General features: G+C 57.9%; 13 protein-coding genes. 5 read left to right on the forward strand and 8 right to left on the reverse strand.

Annotation, left to right across the window (positions count from 1 at the left end):
- Window positions 1-27: 27 nt before the first annotated feature.
- From ACTJI7_RS18900 to ACTJI7_RS18935, 8 genes are all read right to left on the reverse strand, one after another.
- Window positions 28-1,368 carry an MFS transporter gene (locus ACTJI7_RS18900; RefSeq protein ID WP_028015040.1) on the reverse strand — a complete coding sequence of 447 codons (1,341 nt, stop codon included), beginning with the start codon at window positions 1,366-1,368 and terminating at the stop codon, window positions 28-30.
- A 180-nt stretch (window positions 1,369-1,548) separates the two neighbouring features.
- Entirely contained in the window at window positions 1,549-2,736 is a 1,188-nt protein-coding gene (lldD, locus tag ACTJI7_RS18905; protein WP_063155194.1) for an FMN-dependent L-lactate dehydrogenase LldD, read from the reverse strand.
- Entirely contained in the window at window positions 2,733-3,506 is a 774-nt protein-coding gene (lldR, locus tag ACTJI7_RS18910; protein WP_028015042.1) for a transcriptional regulator LldR, read from the reverse strand. The genes lldD and lldR overlap by 4 nt, the downstream gene beginning before the upstream one ends.
- The gene (lldP, locus tag ACTJI7_RS18915) at window positions 3,503-5,158 is read right to left on the reverse strand and encodes an L-lactate permease (RefSeq protein WP_045630254.1); all 1,656 of its coding nucleotides are present in this window, start codon (window positions 5,156-5,158) and stop codon (window positions 3,503-3,505) included. The genes lldR and lldP overlap by 4 nt, the downstream gene beginning before the upstream one ends.
- A 271-nt stretch (window positions 5,159-5,429) precedes the next feature.
- Complete coding sequence (locus tag ACTJI7_RS18920) at window positions 5,430-5,792, reverse strand: YibL family ribosome-associated protein (protein WP_015572767.1); 363 nt, start codon at window positions 5,790-5,792, stop codon at window positions 5,430-5,432.
- 57 nt (window positions 5,793-5,849) lie between these two features.
- On the reverse strand, window positions 5,850-6,440 hold the full coding sequence (gene mtlR, locus ACTJI7_RS18925; RefSeq protein WP_028015045.1) for a mannitol operon repressor MtlR: 591 nt from the start codon (window positions 6,438-6,440) through the stop codon (window positions 5,850-5,852).
- Window positions 6,437-7,585, reverse strand: coding sequence for a mannitol-1-phosphate 5-dehydrogenase (gene mtlD / locus ACTJI7_RS18930; protein ID WP_440670577.1), 1,149 nt, complete (start codon window positions 7,583-7,585; stop codon window positions 6,437-6,439). Before mtlD ends, mtlR begins: the two co-directional genes overlap by 4 nt.
- A gap of 102 nt (window positions 7,586-7,687) precedes the next feature.
- Complete coding sequence (locus ACTJI7_RS18935; RefSeq protein WP_028015047.1) at window positions 7,688-9,595, reverse strand: PTS mannitol transporter subunit IICBA; 1,908 nt, start codon at window positions 9,593-9,595, stop codon at window positions 7,688-7,690.
- Between the two features lie 633 nt (window positions 9,596-10,228).
- Here ACTJI7_RS18935 and ACTJI7_RS18940 point away from each other — a divergent pair.
- From ACTJI7_RS18940 to selB, 5 genes are all read left to right on the forward strand, one after another.
- Complete coding sequence (locus tag ACTJI7_RS18940; protein WP_248223759.1) at window positions 10,229-10,585, forward strand: DUF3302 domain-containing protein; 357 nt, start codon at window positions 10,229-10,231, stop codon at window positions 10,583-10,585.
- A gap of 2 nt (window positions 10,586-10,587) precedes the next feature.
- Window positions 10,588-11,724: an HlyD family secretion protein gene (locus ACTJI7_RS18945; protein WP_028015049.1), complete on the forward strand. Its 1,137-nt coding sequence runs from the start codon at window positions 10,588-10,590 to the stop codon at window positions 11,722-11,724.
- A 90-nt stretch (window positions 11,725-11,814) separates the two neighbouring features.
- The gene (locus tag ACTJI7_RS18950; protein ID WP_402740598.1) at window positions 11,815-12,423 is read left to right on the forward strand and encodes a glutathione S-transferase; all 609 of its coding nucleotides are present in this window, start codon (window positions 11,815-11,817) and stop codon (window positions 12,421-12,423) included.
- A gap of 103 nt (window positions 12,424-12,526) precedes the next feature.
- Window positions 12,527-13,912: an L-seryl-tRNA(Sec) selenium transferase gene (gene selA / locus ACTJI7_RS18955; protein WP_236299503.1), complete on the forward strand. Its 1,386-nt coding sequence runs from the start codon at window positions 12,527-12,529 to the stop codon at window positions 13,910-13,912.
- Complete coding sequence (selB, locus tag ACTJI7_RS18960; protein ID WP_236299501.1) at window positions 13,909-15,747, forward strand: selenocysteine-specific translation elongation factor; 1,839 nt, start codon at window positions 13,909-13,911, stop codon at window positions 15,745-15,747. The genes selA and selB overlap by 4 nt, the downstream gene beginning before the upstream one ends.
- Window positions 15,748-15,750 lie beyond the last annotated feature (3 nt).

Below are 15,750 nucleotides of genomic sequence, written 5' to 3' on the forward strand. Positions count from 1 at the left end.
GGGGCAGAATAGCAGAAAAGAGAGGAACTACGCGACGCCGGGTTCCTGCGAGCGGCTGTACAGCATTTTGTAGACGGTTGCCGCAGCGGCCACCAGAGCGGGCACGCTGAGGATCATTAAAATACTGTCTGCCTGCCACTGCATGGAAAGAAGCTGGGCGCTGGTCATGGTGCCCGCCACGCCGCCAAAGCGGCCGATGCCCTGCATCCAGGCGATACCCGTCGCGCGGCACTCGGTAGGGTAAAAGGTGGCGGCCAGGGTTTGCATGCCCGACTGCGCGCCGTTCATCGCGATCCCCATCAGGAAAATCAGCCCGCCAAACAGGGCGATATGGTTATGCTCAAGGCCAAGCAAAAGAATCAGGCCCATCGTCAGCACAAAACCACCTGCGACCACCTTGTGCGCTTCCCAGCGGTCCATCATCCAGCCCGCGAGCAGAATGCCTGCGGTGCCGCCAAAGGTAAACAGCGAGGTGAGCCAGGCGGATTCCGCCAGGGCATAACCCATCCCCTGCATCAGCGTCGGCATCCAGCTAAGCAGGACGTAGTAAATCACCAGCCCCATAAAATAAGTCACCCACAGCATCAGGGTGCCGGGTAGCCAGGGCATGGAAAACAGCTGCCCCACGCTCCCTTTTTTAGACGCGGCTTTCTCTTCCGCCAGGAAAAAGCCCGTAACGCTCTCCAGCGTACTGCGGCTGAACCGGCTGGCAATGCGGCGAACCTGCGCGACGTCTTTCCCACGCTGCACCAGAAACTTCACCGATTCCGGCAGCAGCAGCGCCAGCAGCACGGTTAAAATCAGCGGCGCAATCGCGCCGGTCAGCAGCACGCTTCGCCAGCCGTGGTGGGGAATTAGCCAGGAAGAGATCGCCCCGCCGCCCGCTGCGCCCAGAGGGAAGCCGCAGTACATGGTATTAATCGCCATGGCGCGGCAGCGCTGGGGGGCGAACTCTGAGATCAGCGTGATGGCGTTAGGCATGGCGGCGCCGAGCCCGAGACCCGTCAGAAAGCGCCAGAGCGTCAGGGTATTCAGGCTTTGCGCCCAGGCCGTCCCCAGGCTCGCCAGGCCGAAGAACAGGCACGAAAAGACCAGCACGCGTTTGCGTCCCATCCGGTCCGATACCGGACCTGCAATAAGGGCTCCCAGCGACAGCCCCAGCAGCGCCGCACTCAGCACCGGCCCCAAATCCTGTTTATGTATTCCCCACTCCGCCGACAGCGTAGGCGCGATGTAGCCCATCGCTGCCGTATCAAAACCATCGATCGCCAGAACCAGAAAGCCCAGCACGATAAGAAGCCAGTGAAACCCTGAAAAAGGACTCTCGTCGATCACCTGCTGAATATCCACCTTACCTGAATAGGTCATACGCTCCCCTCCGATGTGATGTTGTTTTTGTGTTCTTGTATTTGCTTGTCTATACAATTGCGAACGGGAGGGATGTGTCAAATTTTCTTATCCAGAATGTTACGCAGGTGTTATTTTCGACAAAAAAAGCGCCCGAGGGGGAAATCGGACGCATGGGAAAGGTGGGGGAACGGGAGAGGATCAGGCCGCGTCGCCACGTGACAGCGGAGCCAGCGCCGCCGGTAGTTTGCTCAACTCCTGCACCAGCGAATCCTTGCTGATTTCACTGATCGACTTCGCGCCGGTCAGGGTCATCGCCACCTTCATCTCTTTCTCGATCAGGTTCAGCAGATTTGCCACGCCCGCCTGGCCGCTGGTGGCCAGCGCGTACAGGTACGCGCGGCCCAGCAGCACGCTTTCGGCACCCAGCGCAATCATGCGCACCACGTCCAGCCCGTTGCGGATGCCGCTGTCGGCCAGAATGGCAATATCGCCTTTCACCGCATCGGCAATGGCCGGCAGGGCGCGGGCGGAAGAGAGCACGCCGTCGAGCTGGCGTCCGCCGTGGTTAGAGACCACAATCCCGTCTGCACCAAAGCGTACCGCATCGCGGGCATCTTCCGGATCGAGGATCCCTTTGATCACCATCGGTCCATCCCAGAACTCGCGGATCCAATCCAGGTCTTTCCACGAGATCGACGGATCGAAGTTGTTCGCCAGCCAGCCGATGTAATCCTCCAGCCCGGTCGGTTTGCCAAGGTAGGCCGAGATGTTCCCCAGATCGTGCGGACGGCCGTTCAGACCCACATCCCACGCCCACTGTGGATGCGTTACCGCCTGCCAGTAGCGGCGCAGGGCGGCATTCGGGCCGCTCATGCCGGAGTGGGCATCACGGTAGCGCGCGCCGGGCGTGGGCATATCGACTGTAAAGACCAGCGTGGAGCAGCCCGCCGCTTTAGCGCGCTCCAGCGCGTTACGCATAAAGCCGCGATCGCGCAGGACGTACAGCTGGAACCACATCGGCCGCTTGATGGTCGGGGCGACCTCTTCAATCGGACAGACCGAGACGGTAGAGAGGGTAAACGGAATGCCTTTAGCATCTGCCGCGGCGGCGGCCTGCACTTCACCGCGACGGGCGTACATGCCGCATAAGCCGACAGGTGCGAGCGCCACCGGCATGGAGAGCGTTTCGTTAAACAGTTTCGTCTCAAGGCTCAGGTCAGACATATTCTTCAGCACGCGCTGGCGCAGGGCCACTTCTGACAGATCCTCCACGTTGCGGCGCAGGGTGTATTCGGCATACGCCCCACCGTCGATGTAGTGGAACAGGAACGGCGGCAAAATGCGCTGCGCCGCGGCGCGGTAGTCACTGGCTGCTGAAATAATCATGCTTTGTTCTCCCTGGAAATATCACTGTCGCCAGGCAGACGGGTAATACGCGCCTGTCGGGCCTGGTCTTCATCAAATCGTTTAATGGTGGTGTGCACGAAGCCGAGATGCGCCATCATCGCCTTGCGCGCGGCTTCGGCATCGCCAGCCAGAATGGCGTTGAGCACCGCCTCGTGCTGTTCGGTCAGTTGGGCAAAGACCGGCGGGACCAGATACATGCGCTGGCGGCTCTGCTTCACGGAGGATTGCAGCAGGTCGAAGAACCCGCGCATGGTCTGGAGCAGCACCACGTTGTGCGACGCCTCGGCGATTGCCAGATGGAAACGCACGTCCGCCTGGGAGGCGATGTCCGGGTCGCTGCTTAGCGTGGCTTCGAAGCAGGCTTTGAGCTTCTCTTTGTCGGCTTCGGTTGCCCGCATCGCTGCGTGCCATGCGGTACTGGTTTCGATGGCGTGACGCGCTTCAAGAATGTCGAAGCTGTAGTCCGGGTCGTTTTCCAGCAGCGTCTTCAGCGGCTGAACGATGTTTTGCTCGGACCAGTCGTCATGCTGCCAGCGCACAAAGGTGCCGCCGCCGCGACGGCTCACCAGTACGCCTTCGCTGACCAGCGTCGCCAGCGCCTCGCGAAGTGAGTTACGCGATACGCCAAGCTGGGCGGCAAGCTGGCGCTCGGCGGGCAATTTCATGCCCGCTTCCAGCTGTTGTTCTTCAATCAGCGCCCGCACGCGAGAGGCAATCTCGTCGGACAGGCGTCTGGGCATCACTATCATGGGATCATCCAGGTTAAGACATAGGCCTGCAGGGTGGTGATCACGCCCACCATGCAGGTGAATATCAGGCTGTGTTTCACGGTAAAGCGGAACAGGTCCGACTCTTTGCCCACCAGTCCCACCGCCGCACAGGCAATGGCGATGGACTGCGGGGAGATCATTTTGCCGGTCACGCCGCCGGTGGTGTTCGCGGCGACCAGCAGCACGTCCGACACGCCAATCTGCTGCGCAGCCGTCGCCTGCAGGGCGGCAAACAGGGCGTTAGACGAGGTATCTGAACCCGTCAGGAACACCCCCAGCCAGCCGAGGAACGGCGAGAAGAAGGTGAACGCGTGTCCGGTGTGGGCCAGCGCTAACGCCAGCGTCGACGACAGGCCGGAGTAGTTCGAGATAAACGCGAACGCCAGCACCATGCCGATGGAGTAGATCGGCAGCATCAGCTCTTTAATCGTTGCCGCAAAAGTCTGTACCGCGGCGGCAGGCTTCATGCGCAGCCACACCACGGAAAGGAGTGCCGCAAACAGGATGGCCGTACCGGTGGCGGAGAACCAGTCAAACTTAAACACTGCCGCATACGGCGTGGCGTCGTGCACCACCGGCGGCATACGGGCAACCATCTTGTCGAGGAACGGCACGGAGATGTTAATCACCATGTCGTACAGCGCGCCGCCGGGAGCGAACAGCGCTTTAAACGGCGGTATGCTCCACAGCGTCACGGTAGCGGTCAGGAACAGGAACGGCGACCACGCGCGGACGATCTGTCCTGCGGTATAGCCCGTGCGGGCTAGGGTCTGATCCACATGCGACGCACCCATGTCGGCAAAGCGGAAGATACGTACCGGCTGCCAGCGTTTCAGGAACAGCGTCAGACAGACCAGCGACACCAGGGAAGAGATAATATCCGGCAGTTCCGGGCCGAGGAAGTTTGAGCTGAGATACTGGGCAATCGCGAACGAACCGCCTGCCACCATCACCGCAGGCCAGGTCTCCTTCACGCCGCGCCAGCCGTCCATAATCGCCATGATCCAGAACAGCACGATAATGGTCAGGAACGGCAGCTGGCGGCCAACCATCTGGCCGATCTCAAAGCTGTCCAGCCCGGTCACCTGTCCGGCCACCAGAATCGGAATCCCCATCGCGCCAAACGCCACCGGTGCGGTGTTCACAATCAGGCACAGGCCAGCGGCGTACAGCGGGTTAAAGCCCAACCCGACCAGCAGCGCGGCGGTGATCGCCACCGGTGCGCCGAATCCTGCCGCGCCTTCAAGGAACGCCCCGAAGGAGAAGCCGACAATCAGCATCTGCAAGCGCTGGTCCGGGGTGATGGAGAGAATCGACGAACGAATGATGTCGAACTGCCCGGTCTTTACCGAGATTTTATAGACAAAGACCGCGGCGATGATGATCCACGCAATCGGCCACAGGCCGTAGAAGAAACCGTAGACAACGGAGGCCAGCGCGCGGTCGACCGGCATCTTGTAAAAGAACAGCGCCACCAGCAGGGCGATGGCAACGGTGTACGTCGCGGCGAGGTAGCCCTTCAGCTTGAGCTTAATCAGCGCAAAGAAGAAGAACAGGATCGGTAACGATGCGATCAGGCTCGACAGCCAGATATTGCCGGCCGGGTCGTAGTTTTGTTGCCAGAGGCTCATGCTGGTCTCCTGGGGACCAGACAGCCTGTGCTGCGGGTGAGTCTCCGCTCAACTCTGCGTCACAAGCTGTGTAAAAGTGGTCCTGCCAATATTGTGTTGTAGGGTTAATGACAATGAATGGTTAACCAGATGTTATGGAGTGGCAATGGTTTTGTGAGCGCAAATAATGGAATTGTGAACCGGGGGAGGATTGATTGCGCTATTGGTTGGACCAATTCACGCGAAGGGGAAAAGAGTAGGCCGGGTAAGCGCAGCGCCACCCGGCATGAAATCAGAATGCGGTCTTACAAAAACCCGTCATCTCTTTCAGGCCCATTTCGCGGCCAAGCTCAGTCATCGGGTGTACCACCACCAGACCACGGACGCTTTTCTTCAGCTTGCCCATGTCGGCCTGCTCTTTTTTGGTGATCGCGCGGCGGTGCGGCATGTTCATCAGCTTCTGCGCTTCTTTGCTCAGCTTCTGGCCTTTCACTTCGCGCAGGCGCTCAATCTCCGCTTCCAGCTTCACGGACTCTTTTTCCAGCTCGGCATATTTCTCGGCGGAATCAACCAGAGACAGGCCAGCCATCTGGTGACGGATCAGATCCAGACGGTCGCTCAGGCGTTTAATTTCGTTCTTTTCGACTTCTTTCATGACAATTGACTCTAAATCGGGGGAATTACAGGGAAGGATACACCAATGTGAACGGGCTTACTTCTGAAACGCTTTTTTTAAGCTGATTTTAGAAATCAGCTCAGTCAGGGAGAGGACCATCGTGGAACGGACAACCTGTTGATAGCGCAGCTTTTGCATCGCGTACAGTTCAGGGTCGCTGTTATCAAAATGGGGAGCAGGAGGCAGGGCGGTGACGCAGTGCAGCTCGCCGAACGGTCCCAGGATTTCATCATCGGTAAAAGTGTACTCATTACCGTCATGATTGAGTTCTTCGCGCAGCGCCATTAACAGTTCAGCGTCTTCATACTCCTGGCGGTTGAGCACGCCAAGACCATAAATCAGCTTCAGACGCACCGACAGATCGCCCAGCGGTCCGTCTCCGTCCAGTAACGGTTCTACAGCGTACTTTACCGCGTAGTCGTCTTTGCGAAACACCTGAAGCACCAGGATATTCACCGCCTCGGTTAACAGCTCGACGGCGGCAATCAGGAAACTTCGTACGGTTTTGCCAGCATTCAGACGCTCAAGCACACGATTTTCAAAGGCCTGGGTTTGTTCCATTATTGCCTGCATATCTGACAATCTGTTATTCGGGCGCAGGCTTACCTGCGCCGGATTCTGCATCATTTGGTTGCGTTGTATGCGTTAACCGCCTCCGCAACCACGTCGCTGCTGGCGTCCAGACCGGAAATCTGCGCCAGCGCACCCTGCGCGCCTTTGTCATCAATCAGCTGAGCCAGCTCAATCGCCTGCGGGTCCTGCTCGCTGCGGTAGTGCATCGCGGCAGCAATCCCTTTCACCAGGTTGGCGTGCGGCAGACCGTATTCCAGCGTGCCCAGCAGCGGCTTAATCAGGCGGTCGCCCGCGCTCAGCTTACGCAGCGGCTGACGGCCCACGCGCTCAACGTCATCTTTCAGATACGGGTTTTCAAAACGACCGAGGATTTTCTGGATGTATGCTGCGTGTTTATCAGCATCAAAACCGTAGCGTTTGATCAGCACCGCGCCGCTCTCTTTCATTGCCCCTTTTACCACCGCGCGGATCTGCTCATCGAGGATCGCGTCGCGAATGGTCTGATGACCGGCCAACTTTCCGAGGTACGCGGTTATAGCATGCCCGGTGTTCAGCGTGAAGAGTTTGCGTTCGACAAATGCCATCAGGTTATCAGTGAGTTCCATTCCCGGAATGGTCGGCAGCGCGCCCTTGAACTGAGTTTTATCGACGATCCACTCGCTGAAGGTTTCAACAGTGACTTCCAGCGGATCGTTGGTGGCGGATTCGGACGGCGGAACGATACGGTCTACAGCGGAATCCACAAACCCGACGTGCGCTTCAACCCAGGCTTTATCTTCCTCAGCCACGGCCGCCATAACGTGGCCTTTCAGCTGCGTGGTGCCGCGCACCATGTTTTCACAGGCGATGATGTTCAGCGGTGTTTCAATGCCCTGTGCTTTACGCTTCGTCAGGCCTTTCGCGACCGCAGGAGCAATACGTTCAAGCACCACCGGACCCACGGCGGTGGTCACCAGATCAACGCTGGCGATCAGGTCAATCACGTCGTCGCCGATGCTGCTGACCGCGTTAACGCCAGAGACGGTTTCAACCTGTTCCTTTTCACCCACCACATGAACCTGATAGCTATGACGGGCATTCAGGGCATCCAGAACCACCTGATTCACATCGGCGAATGTCAGGGTAATGCCCGCGTCTGCCAGCAGTTTACCGATAAAGCCACGACCGATATTACCTGCGCCAAAATGTAATGCTTTCATAGTGTTAACCTTCATCAATGTTTTTACCCGAGAGGGCTGGGGTGAGGAACGTTTCCCCCTCACCCTAGCCCTCTCCCCGAAGGGGAGAGGGAAGAGGCGCTGCTATTTGTTGAGCAGGGCCAGAACTTCTTCAACGCTTTCAGTTTGTGCCAGGCGCTCGATGACGGACTCATCATCCAGCGCGTTGGTCAGGCTGGTAATCACCTGAATATGCTCGTTGTTGCGAGCGGCGATACCAATCACCAGACGGGCGATGTCGTCCTCTTCTTCACCGAAGCGCACGCCGTCAGGATACTGACAGAACACCACGCCGGTTTTCAGCACGCGGTCTTTCGCTTCAACCGTACCGTGCGGAACCGCGATGGATTCACCCAGGTAGGTTGGCGTCAGTTTTTCACGTTCCAGCATCGCGTCAACGTATTCTGGCTGAACGTAGCCGCCCTTCACCAACTGTTCACCGGCAAAGCGAATCGCCTCTTCTTTGGTGCTCGCGGTACGGCCGAGGAAGATGTTCTCCGCGCCCAGCTTAAACAGGTGAGCGTTGCTCTCGTCAAAGCTGTCCTGCAGGCTGGTGCGCACTTTCACTTCGTTGTCTTCGTGGCGCTGCGCGGCAACCAGACGTTCGGTCAGGCTGGTGTACAGGCCGCTGTCCAGGAAGTTGGTCAGCGAGATGTGCTGTGCCTGCGGTACCTGACGCATAGCGCGCTCGGTCAGATCGCGGTGCGTGATGACCAGGTCAACGTCCGGCGGCAGGTTGTTAATCGCGCTGTTGGTCACAGAGATATTGGTCAAACCCGCATCCTGCACTTTCTTACGCAGCACGCCTGCACCCATTGCGCTGGAACCCATACCGGCGTCGCAGGCAACGATGATTTTACGCACGTGGCTCAGGTCGTTAGAAACATCGCCAGCCGCCAGCGGGGTCGCACCTTTGGATTCGGCTTTCATGTCGTGCATACGACGGGTTGCCGCTTCGATATCGTCGTCTTCTTTCACCTTGCTGGTTTTCAGCAGGATAGAAGAGACCACGAAGGAGACTGCCATCGCCGCACAGATCGCCGCGATGTTCGCGAAGTACGCGCCTTTCGGCGTCATCGCCAGCACCGCCAGGATAGAGCCTGGAGAAGCAGGGGAGACCAGACCGCCGCCCAGCACGCTCAGGGTGAACACACCAGTCATACCGCCGAGGATAACGGCCAGGATCAGACGTGGGTTCATCAGCACGTACGGGAAGTAAATTTCGTGGATACCGCCCAGGAAGTGGATGATAGCCGCGCCGCCAGCAGACTGCTTCGCGCTGCCGCGACCAAAGAACATGTACGCCAGCAGAACGCCCATACCCGGACCCGGGTTCGCTTCAATCAGGAAGAAGATGGACTTGCCGAGATCGTGAGACTGCTGAATACCCAGCGGCGAGAAGATACCGTGGTTAATGGCGTTGTTCAGGAACAGGATTTTCGCCGGTTCAACGAAGATAGACGCCAGTGGCAGCATGTCGTGCGCCACCATGAAGTTAACGCCCGCTGCCAGCAGTTTGGACAGCACTTCAACAGCCGGACCAATGCCGAGGAACGCCAGAATCGCGAGGATCATCCCGATGATGCCCGCAGAGAAGTTGTTCACCAGCATTTCGAAGCCGGACTTGATCTTGCCATCAACCCAGACGTCGAATTTCTTAATCGCCCAGCCGCCCAGAGGACCGGCAATCATCGCACCGAGGAACATCGGCATATCCGCACCGACGATCACGCCCATGGTTGTGATGGCACCCACGACGCCACCACGGTCACCGCCCACCAGACGACCACCGGTATAACCGATGAGCAGCGGCAGGAGATAGGTAATCATTGGGCCAACAAGTTTCGCCAGCGTTTCGTTAGGCAACCACCCTGTCGGAATGAACAATGCGGTGATAATACCCCACGCGATAAACGCGCCGATATTTGGCATCACCATGTTGCTGAGGAAACGACCAAAGCTTTGAACTTTGATCTTGAAATCGGATGACATAAAACACCCCTTCTTCTGTTTACGCTTAGGCTTGCGGCCCGAGGTTTATTGTTAATGAGGCGGCAGAGGTAGCCGGACCCTGTTCTGATGCTGTGAAATCTGGCACTGAATCGTTCAACTGTCCAGATAGCGGAATTTTGTGTGATGTATGTCACGTAAATGTAGGGGGTGTGGCGTTGAATGAAGTGATCTGAGTCACAAAATAGGCGAGTAAAAAAATACGATGGCGAAAAATAGAGCAAAAACCACCTCTTTATGTGATTGATATCACATTTTGTTTTTGCGTGTTTGTTTCTGGATTGTGACTGGTTTCACAAAATATTTTTATGCAGATTTCTCCGACTGCGATCGGCGTCAGGACGGCCTCGAGTAACACGGAAAGCTAATAAAACAGTTTTCATATGTAGTATGGCGGAAAGTTGAAACCTGAATTACGCTCATAATGTAAGGTTGAGTATATTATTATTCAGGATATATTTTGACACGCTTATAAACTTGCGTGGAGATATTATAAAAACCGATACTCCCCGGCTCTGAAATAATCAGTGTGCCTTTTAAATTTAAAAATAAATTAATTAGGCTGCGTGCTGTTTTATTAATGTAATGAGTTGACGTTGTTTAAGTGAGGAGACTATGTTTCTCAACTATTTCGCGCTGGGTGTGTTGATTTTTGTATTTCTGGTTCTTTTTTACGGAATCATCGCCATCCATGACATCCCCTATAATATGGCTAAAAAACGTAATCATCCCCATGCCGATGCTATTCATACGGCAGGCTGGATCAGCCTGTTTACGCTCCATGCCATCTGGCCGTTCCTGTGGATTTGGGCCACGCTGTACCGCGAAGATCGCGGCTGGGGCATGCAGAACCACATCACTAAGCCTGATGAAGTTCCGGGGATGGATGCGCTGGCCAAACGCGTGGCCGAGTTAGAACACAAGCTGGCAGCGGTTCAGCCCTCTGATGATAAAAACATGCTGGAGCGCTAATCATGGATCTGTTGATTATTCTGACCTATGTGGCATTTGCCTGGGCAATCTTTAAAATATTCCGTATTCCGGTAAATCAGTGGACGCTTGCTACCGCGACGTTAGGCGGGGTGTTTATTGTTGCCGGACTCATTCTACTAATGAACTATAACCATCCGTATACCTTTACGGCGCAAAAAGCGGTAATTTCCATTCCGATTACGCCGCAGGTCACGGGGGTGGTTACTGAAGTGACCGATAAAAATAACCAGCTCATTAAAAAAGGCGAAGTGTTATTTAAACTGGATCCGGGCCGCTATCAGGCGCGCGTCGACAGACTGAAGGCGGACCTGGTGACCGCGACGCACAATATCGACACTCTGAAAGCGCAGCTTTCGGAAGCGGTTGCCAATACGACACGCGTCTCCGCTGAGCGCGATCGACTATATAAAGATTATCAGCGCTACCTCAAAGGCAGCCAGGCGAAGGTGAATCCGTTCTCTGAAAGCGATATTGATAACGCGCGGCAGAACTATCTGGCGCAGGATGCCATGGTGAAAGGCTCCGTTGCTGAGCAGACGCAGATTCAAAGCCAGCTGGACAGCATGGTGAACGGCGAGCAGTCGCAGATTGCCTCGTTACGCGCCCAGCTTGCTGAAGCAAAATACAACCTCGATCAGACCGTGGTGCGCGCGCCGAGCAATGGCTATATCACCCAGGTGCTGATTCGTCCGGGAACCTATGCCGCCGCGCTGCCGCTGCGCCCGGTGATGGTCTTCATTCCTGAACAGAAGCGCCAGATTGTGGCCCAGTTCCGTCAGAACTCGCTGCTGCGTCTGAAGCCGGGCGATGAAGCGGAAGTGGTATTTAACGCGCTGCCGGGCCAGGTTTTCACCGGTAAGCTCACCAGCGTTCTGCCGGTAGTGCCGGGCGGGTCGTATCAGGCGCAGGGCGCATTGCAGGCACTGACCGTTGCGCCGGGTACGGATGGCGTACAGGCGCTGATTGAACTGGAGCCTAACGCCGACGTCGATGCTTTGCCGGACGGTATTTATGCCCAGGTGGCGGTCTATTCGGATCATTTCGCCCACGTCTCGGTGATGCGTAAAGTGCTGCTGCGTATGACCAGCTGGATGCACTACCTCTATCTCGATCACTAATCCTTCCGGGGCGGGAATGCGACACGCATATCTGCCCTTTTTTCATCGCTTGATCCATACTGACTTTTTCCCGGCATCAAGGATCAGGCAATGAAACTCATCGGTAGCTACACCAGTCCCTTCGTGCGAAAAATCTCGATTCTCCTGCTGGAGAAAGGGATTGAATTTGAATTCGTTAATGAACAGCCCTACAACGCCGAAAACGGCGTCGCGCAGTATAACCCGCTGGGGAAAGTTCCGGCGCTGGTGACGGACGAGGGCGAATACTGGTTCGATTCCCCCATTATTGCGGAGTATATCGAACAGCTGGGCATTGCCCCGTCAATGCTGCCGTCTGACCCTAAAGCGGCGCTGGCGGTGAAGCAAATTGAAGCCCTGGCCGACGGCATTATGGATGCAGCACTCACCTCCGTTCGCGAGCAGGCAAGGCCCGCCGCCCAGCAGTCAGAAAACGAGCTGCTGCGCCAGCGGGAAAAAATCAGCCGCAGTCTGGATATGTGCGAAAAGCTTATCCGGGAGGGCAAGATCCACACCGACAGCCTGGACCTGGCAACCATCGCCATCGCCTGCGCCATCGGCTATCTCAACTTCCGCCGGGTGTCCCCTGGCTGGTGCGTTGACCGTCCGCTGCTGGTGAAACTCGCAGAATCGCTCTTTAGCCGCGAGAGCTTTGCCCGCACCGAACCGCCAAAGGCTTGACGCGGGTTATAACACTTCGGCGTCGGAGGCGGTACAATCCCTCCATATGTTAACTCCCTCTCCCGTCGGGAGGGGGGAAGATATTTACTCGCCAGGCGCTTTCATGACTACTCATCATTCGCTGTACAGCCAGATCCCCGCGACCGACCGACTTCTTCGCGAGCCCCGCATTCACGCTGCCGTTGAGCGCTTCGGCCATACCGCGACGGTGGAGATGTTACGTCTGCTTCAGGATGAAGCCCGAGGCCATATCCAGGCCGAAAACGCCTTGCCTGACTGGTGTGCAGCGTGGGAGCAGGAAGTTGAGCATCGGCTGGGTGAGAAGGCGCAAAGCGCGTTACGCCCGGTGGTCAACCTGACGGGGACCGTGCTGCACACCAACCTGGGACGCGCCCAGCAGGCGGAAGAGGCGGTGGCTGCGGTCGTGCAGGCCATGCGCTCGCCGGTGACGCTGGAGTACGATCTGGATGGCGCCGGGCGCGGGCATCGCGATCGCGCGCTGGCGGATCTGCTCTGCCAGCTAACCGGTGCGGAAGATGCCTGCATTGTGAATAACAACGCGGCGGCGGTGCTGCTGATGCTGGCGGCGACCGCGAGCGGCAGAGAGGTGGTGGTGTCCCGCGGCGAGCTGGTGGAGATTGGCGGGGCGTTTCGCATCCCGGACGTGATGCGCCAGGCGGGCTGCACGCTGCATGAAGTGGGTACGACTAACCGTACCCATGCGAAAGATTATCGCGCGGCGGTGAATGAAAACACCGCCCTGCTGATGAAGGTCCACGCCAGCAATTATCATATTGAAGGCTTCACCAAAACGGTTGAAGAGGCCGAGCTGGCGGCGATTGGGCGTGAGCTGAATATTCCGGTGATTGCCGATCTCGGCAGCGGTTCGCTGGTGGATCTCAGCCAGTACGGGCTGCCTGAAGAGCCGATGCCGCAACAGATGATTGCGGCGGGCGTGAGCCTGGTCAGCTTTTCCGGCGACAAACTGCTGGGCGGGCCGCAGGCCGGAATTATCGTCGGCAAGCGCGAGCTGATTGCGCAGCTGCAGCAGCACCCGCTCAAGCGCGCCCTGCGCGCCGATAAAATGACCCTTTCCGCGCTGGACGCGACGCTGCGCCTCTATCTCCACCCGGAGAAACTGGCTGACCGCCTGCCCACGCTGCGCCTGTTAAGCCGGGATGCCGCCTCGATTCGCGCCCAGGCCGAACGGCTGCTGCCGCGCGTTGCCCCGCACTACCCCGATTTTGACGTTCGCATTGAGCCCTGCCAGTCGCAAATTGGCAGCGGTTCGCTGCCGGTGGACAGGCTGCCGAGTCAAGCGCTCACCTTCACCCCGCGTGACGGGCGCGGTAGCCGCCTTGAGGCCCTGTCGTTGCGCTGGCGTGGCCTGCCGACGCCGGTTATCGGACGGATTTACGACGGCCGCATGTGGCTGGATCTGCGCTGCCTTGAAGATGAAGAGCGATTTCTGGAGATGTTGTTGAAATGATTATTGCCACCGCCGGTCACGTCGACCACGGAAAAACCACGTTACTGCAGGCAATTACCGGCATAAACGCCGATCGTCTGCCGGAAGAGAAAAAGCGCGGCATGACCATCGATCTTGGCTATGCCTACTGGCCCCAGCCCGATGGCCGCGTGCTGGGCTTTATTGATGTTCCGGGGCATGAAAAATTTCTTTCCAACATGCTGGCGGGCGTGGGGGGCATCGATCATGCCCTGCTTGTGGTGGCCTGCGATGACGGCGTGATGGCGCAAACCCGTGAGCATCTGGCGATCCTCCAGCTGACAGGCAACCCGCAGTTGACCGTGGCGCTGACTAAAGCCGATCGCGTTGACGACGCGCGCGTCAGCGAGGTGCGCGAAGCGGTGCAGGCGACCTTACGGGAATATGGTTTTGCCGATGCACCGCTTTTTGTCACCGTAGCGACAGAAGAGCGCGGTATCGGCGAACTTCGCCACCATTTACAGCAGCTTTCGTCGCGTGAGCACGCCAGCCATCACCGCTTCCGTCTGGCGATTGACCGGGCGTTTACCGTCAAAGGCGCGGGGCTGGTGGTCACCGGTACGGCGTTAAGCGGTGAAGTGAAGGTGGGCGATAGCCTCTGGCTGACGGGCGTTAATAAACCGATGCGCGTGCGCGGCTTACATGCGCAAAATCAGCCTGCGGAGCACGCCCACGCCGGGCAGCGGATCGCGCTCAACATTGCCGGGGATGCGGAAAAAGAGCAGCTTAATCGCGGCGACTGGCTGCTGGCCGATGCCCCGCCGGAACCGTCTGAACGCGTGATTGTCTCCCTGCAGACAAACGTCCCGCTGACCCAATGGCAGCCGCTGCATATTCACCACGCGGCCAGCCATATTACCGGGCGCGTGTCCCTGCTGGAAAACGATCTTGCCGAACTGGTTTTTGATTCGCCGCTCTGGCTGGCGGATAACGACCGTCTGGTACTGCGGGACATTTCCGCACGGGAAACGCTGGCCGGGGCGCGGGTAGTGACGCTGAACCCGCCGCGACGCGGCAAGCGTAAGCCTGAATACCTGCAATGGCTGGCTGCGCTTGCACAGGCTCAGGATGATAACGCCGCGCTGCGGGTGCATCTTGAGCGCGGGGCCGTGAGCCTGAGTGATTTTGCATGGGCACGCCAGCTGAGCGGCGAAGGGTTGCATCAGCTGACCCAACAGCCGGGCTTTATTCAGGCCGGCAACAGCCTGCTCGATGCGCCGGTTGCGGCAAACTGGCAGCGTAAGATCCTGAACACGCTCGCCACTTACCATGAACAGCATCAGGATGAACCCGGTCCTGGTCGTGAGCGCCTGCGACGCATGGCGCTGCCGATGGAAGACGATGCGCTGGTGCTGCTGCTGATTGAAAACATGCGCGAAAGCGGGGTGATTAAAAGCCATCACGGCTGGCTGCACCTGCCGGATCACAAAGCCGGGTTCACCGCAGAGCAGGAGGCAATCTGGCAAAAAGTGGCCTCACTGTTTGGCGATGAACCGTGGTGGGTTCGCGATCTGGCGCGTGAAACGAACACCGACGAGCAGGTGATGCGCCAGGTATTGCGCCATGCGGCGCAGCAGGGGCTGATAGTCGCGATCGTGAAAGATCGTTATTACCGTAACGATCGCATTGTGGCGTTTGCTAACCTGATCCGCGAACTGGATCAGGCGCGCGGCTCCACCTGCGCAGCCGATTTCCGCGACCGGCTGAACGTTGGGCGCAAGCTGGCGATCCAGATCCTGGAATATTTCAACCGCATCGGTTTTACGCGTCGCCGGGGTAATGACCATCTGCTTCGCGACGCGCAGTTGTTCCCCTGAGCG

The sequence above is a fragment of the Enterobacter sp. 22499 genome, from assembly GCF_052044815.1.
GTDB lineage: Bacteria > Pseudomonadota > Gammaproteobacteria > Enterobacterales > Enterobacteriaceae > Enterobacter > Enterobacter bugandensis.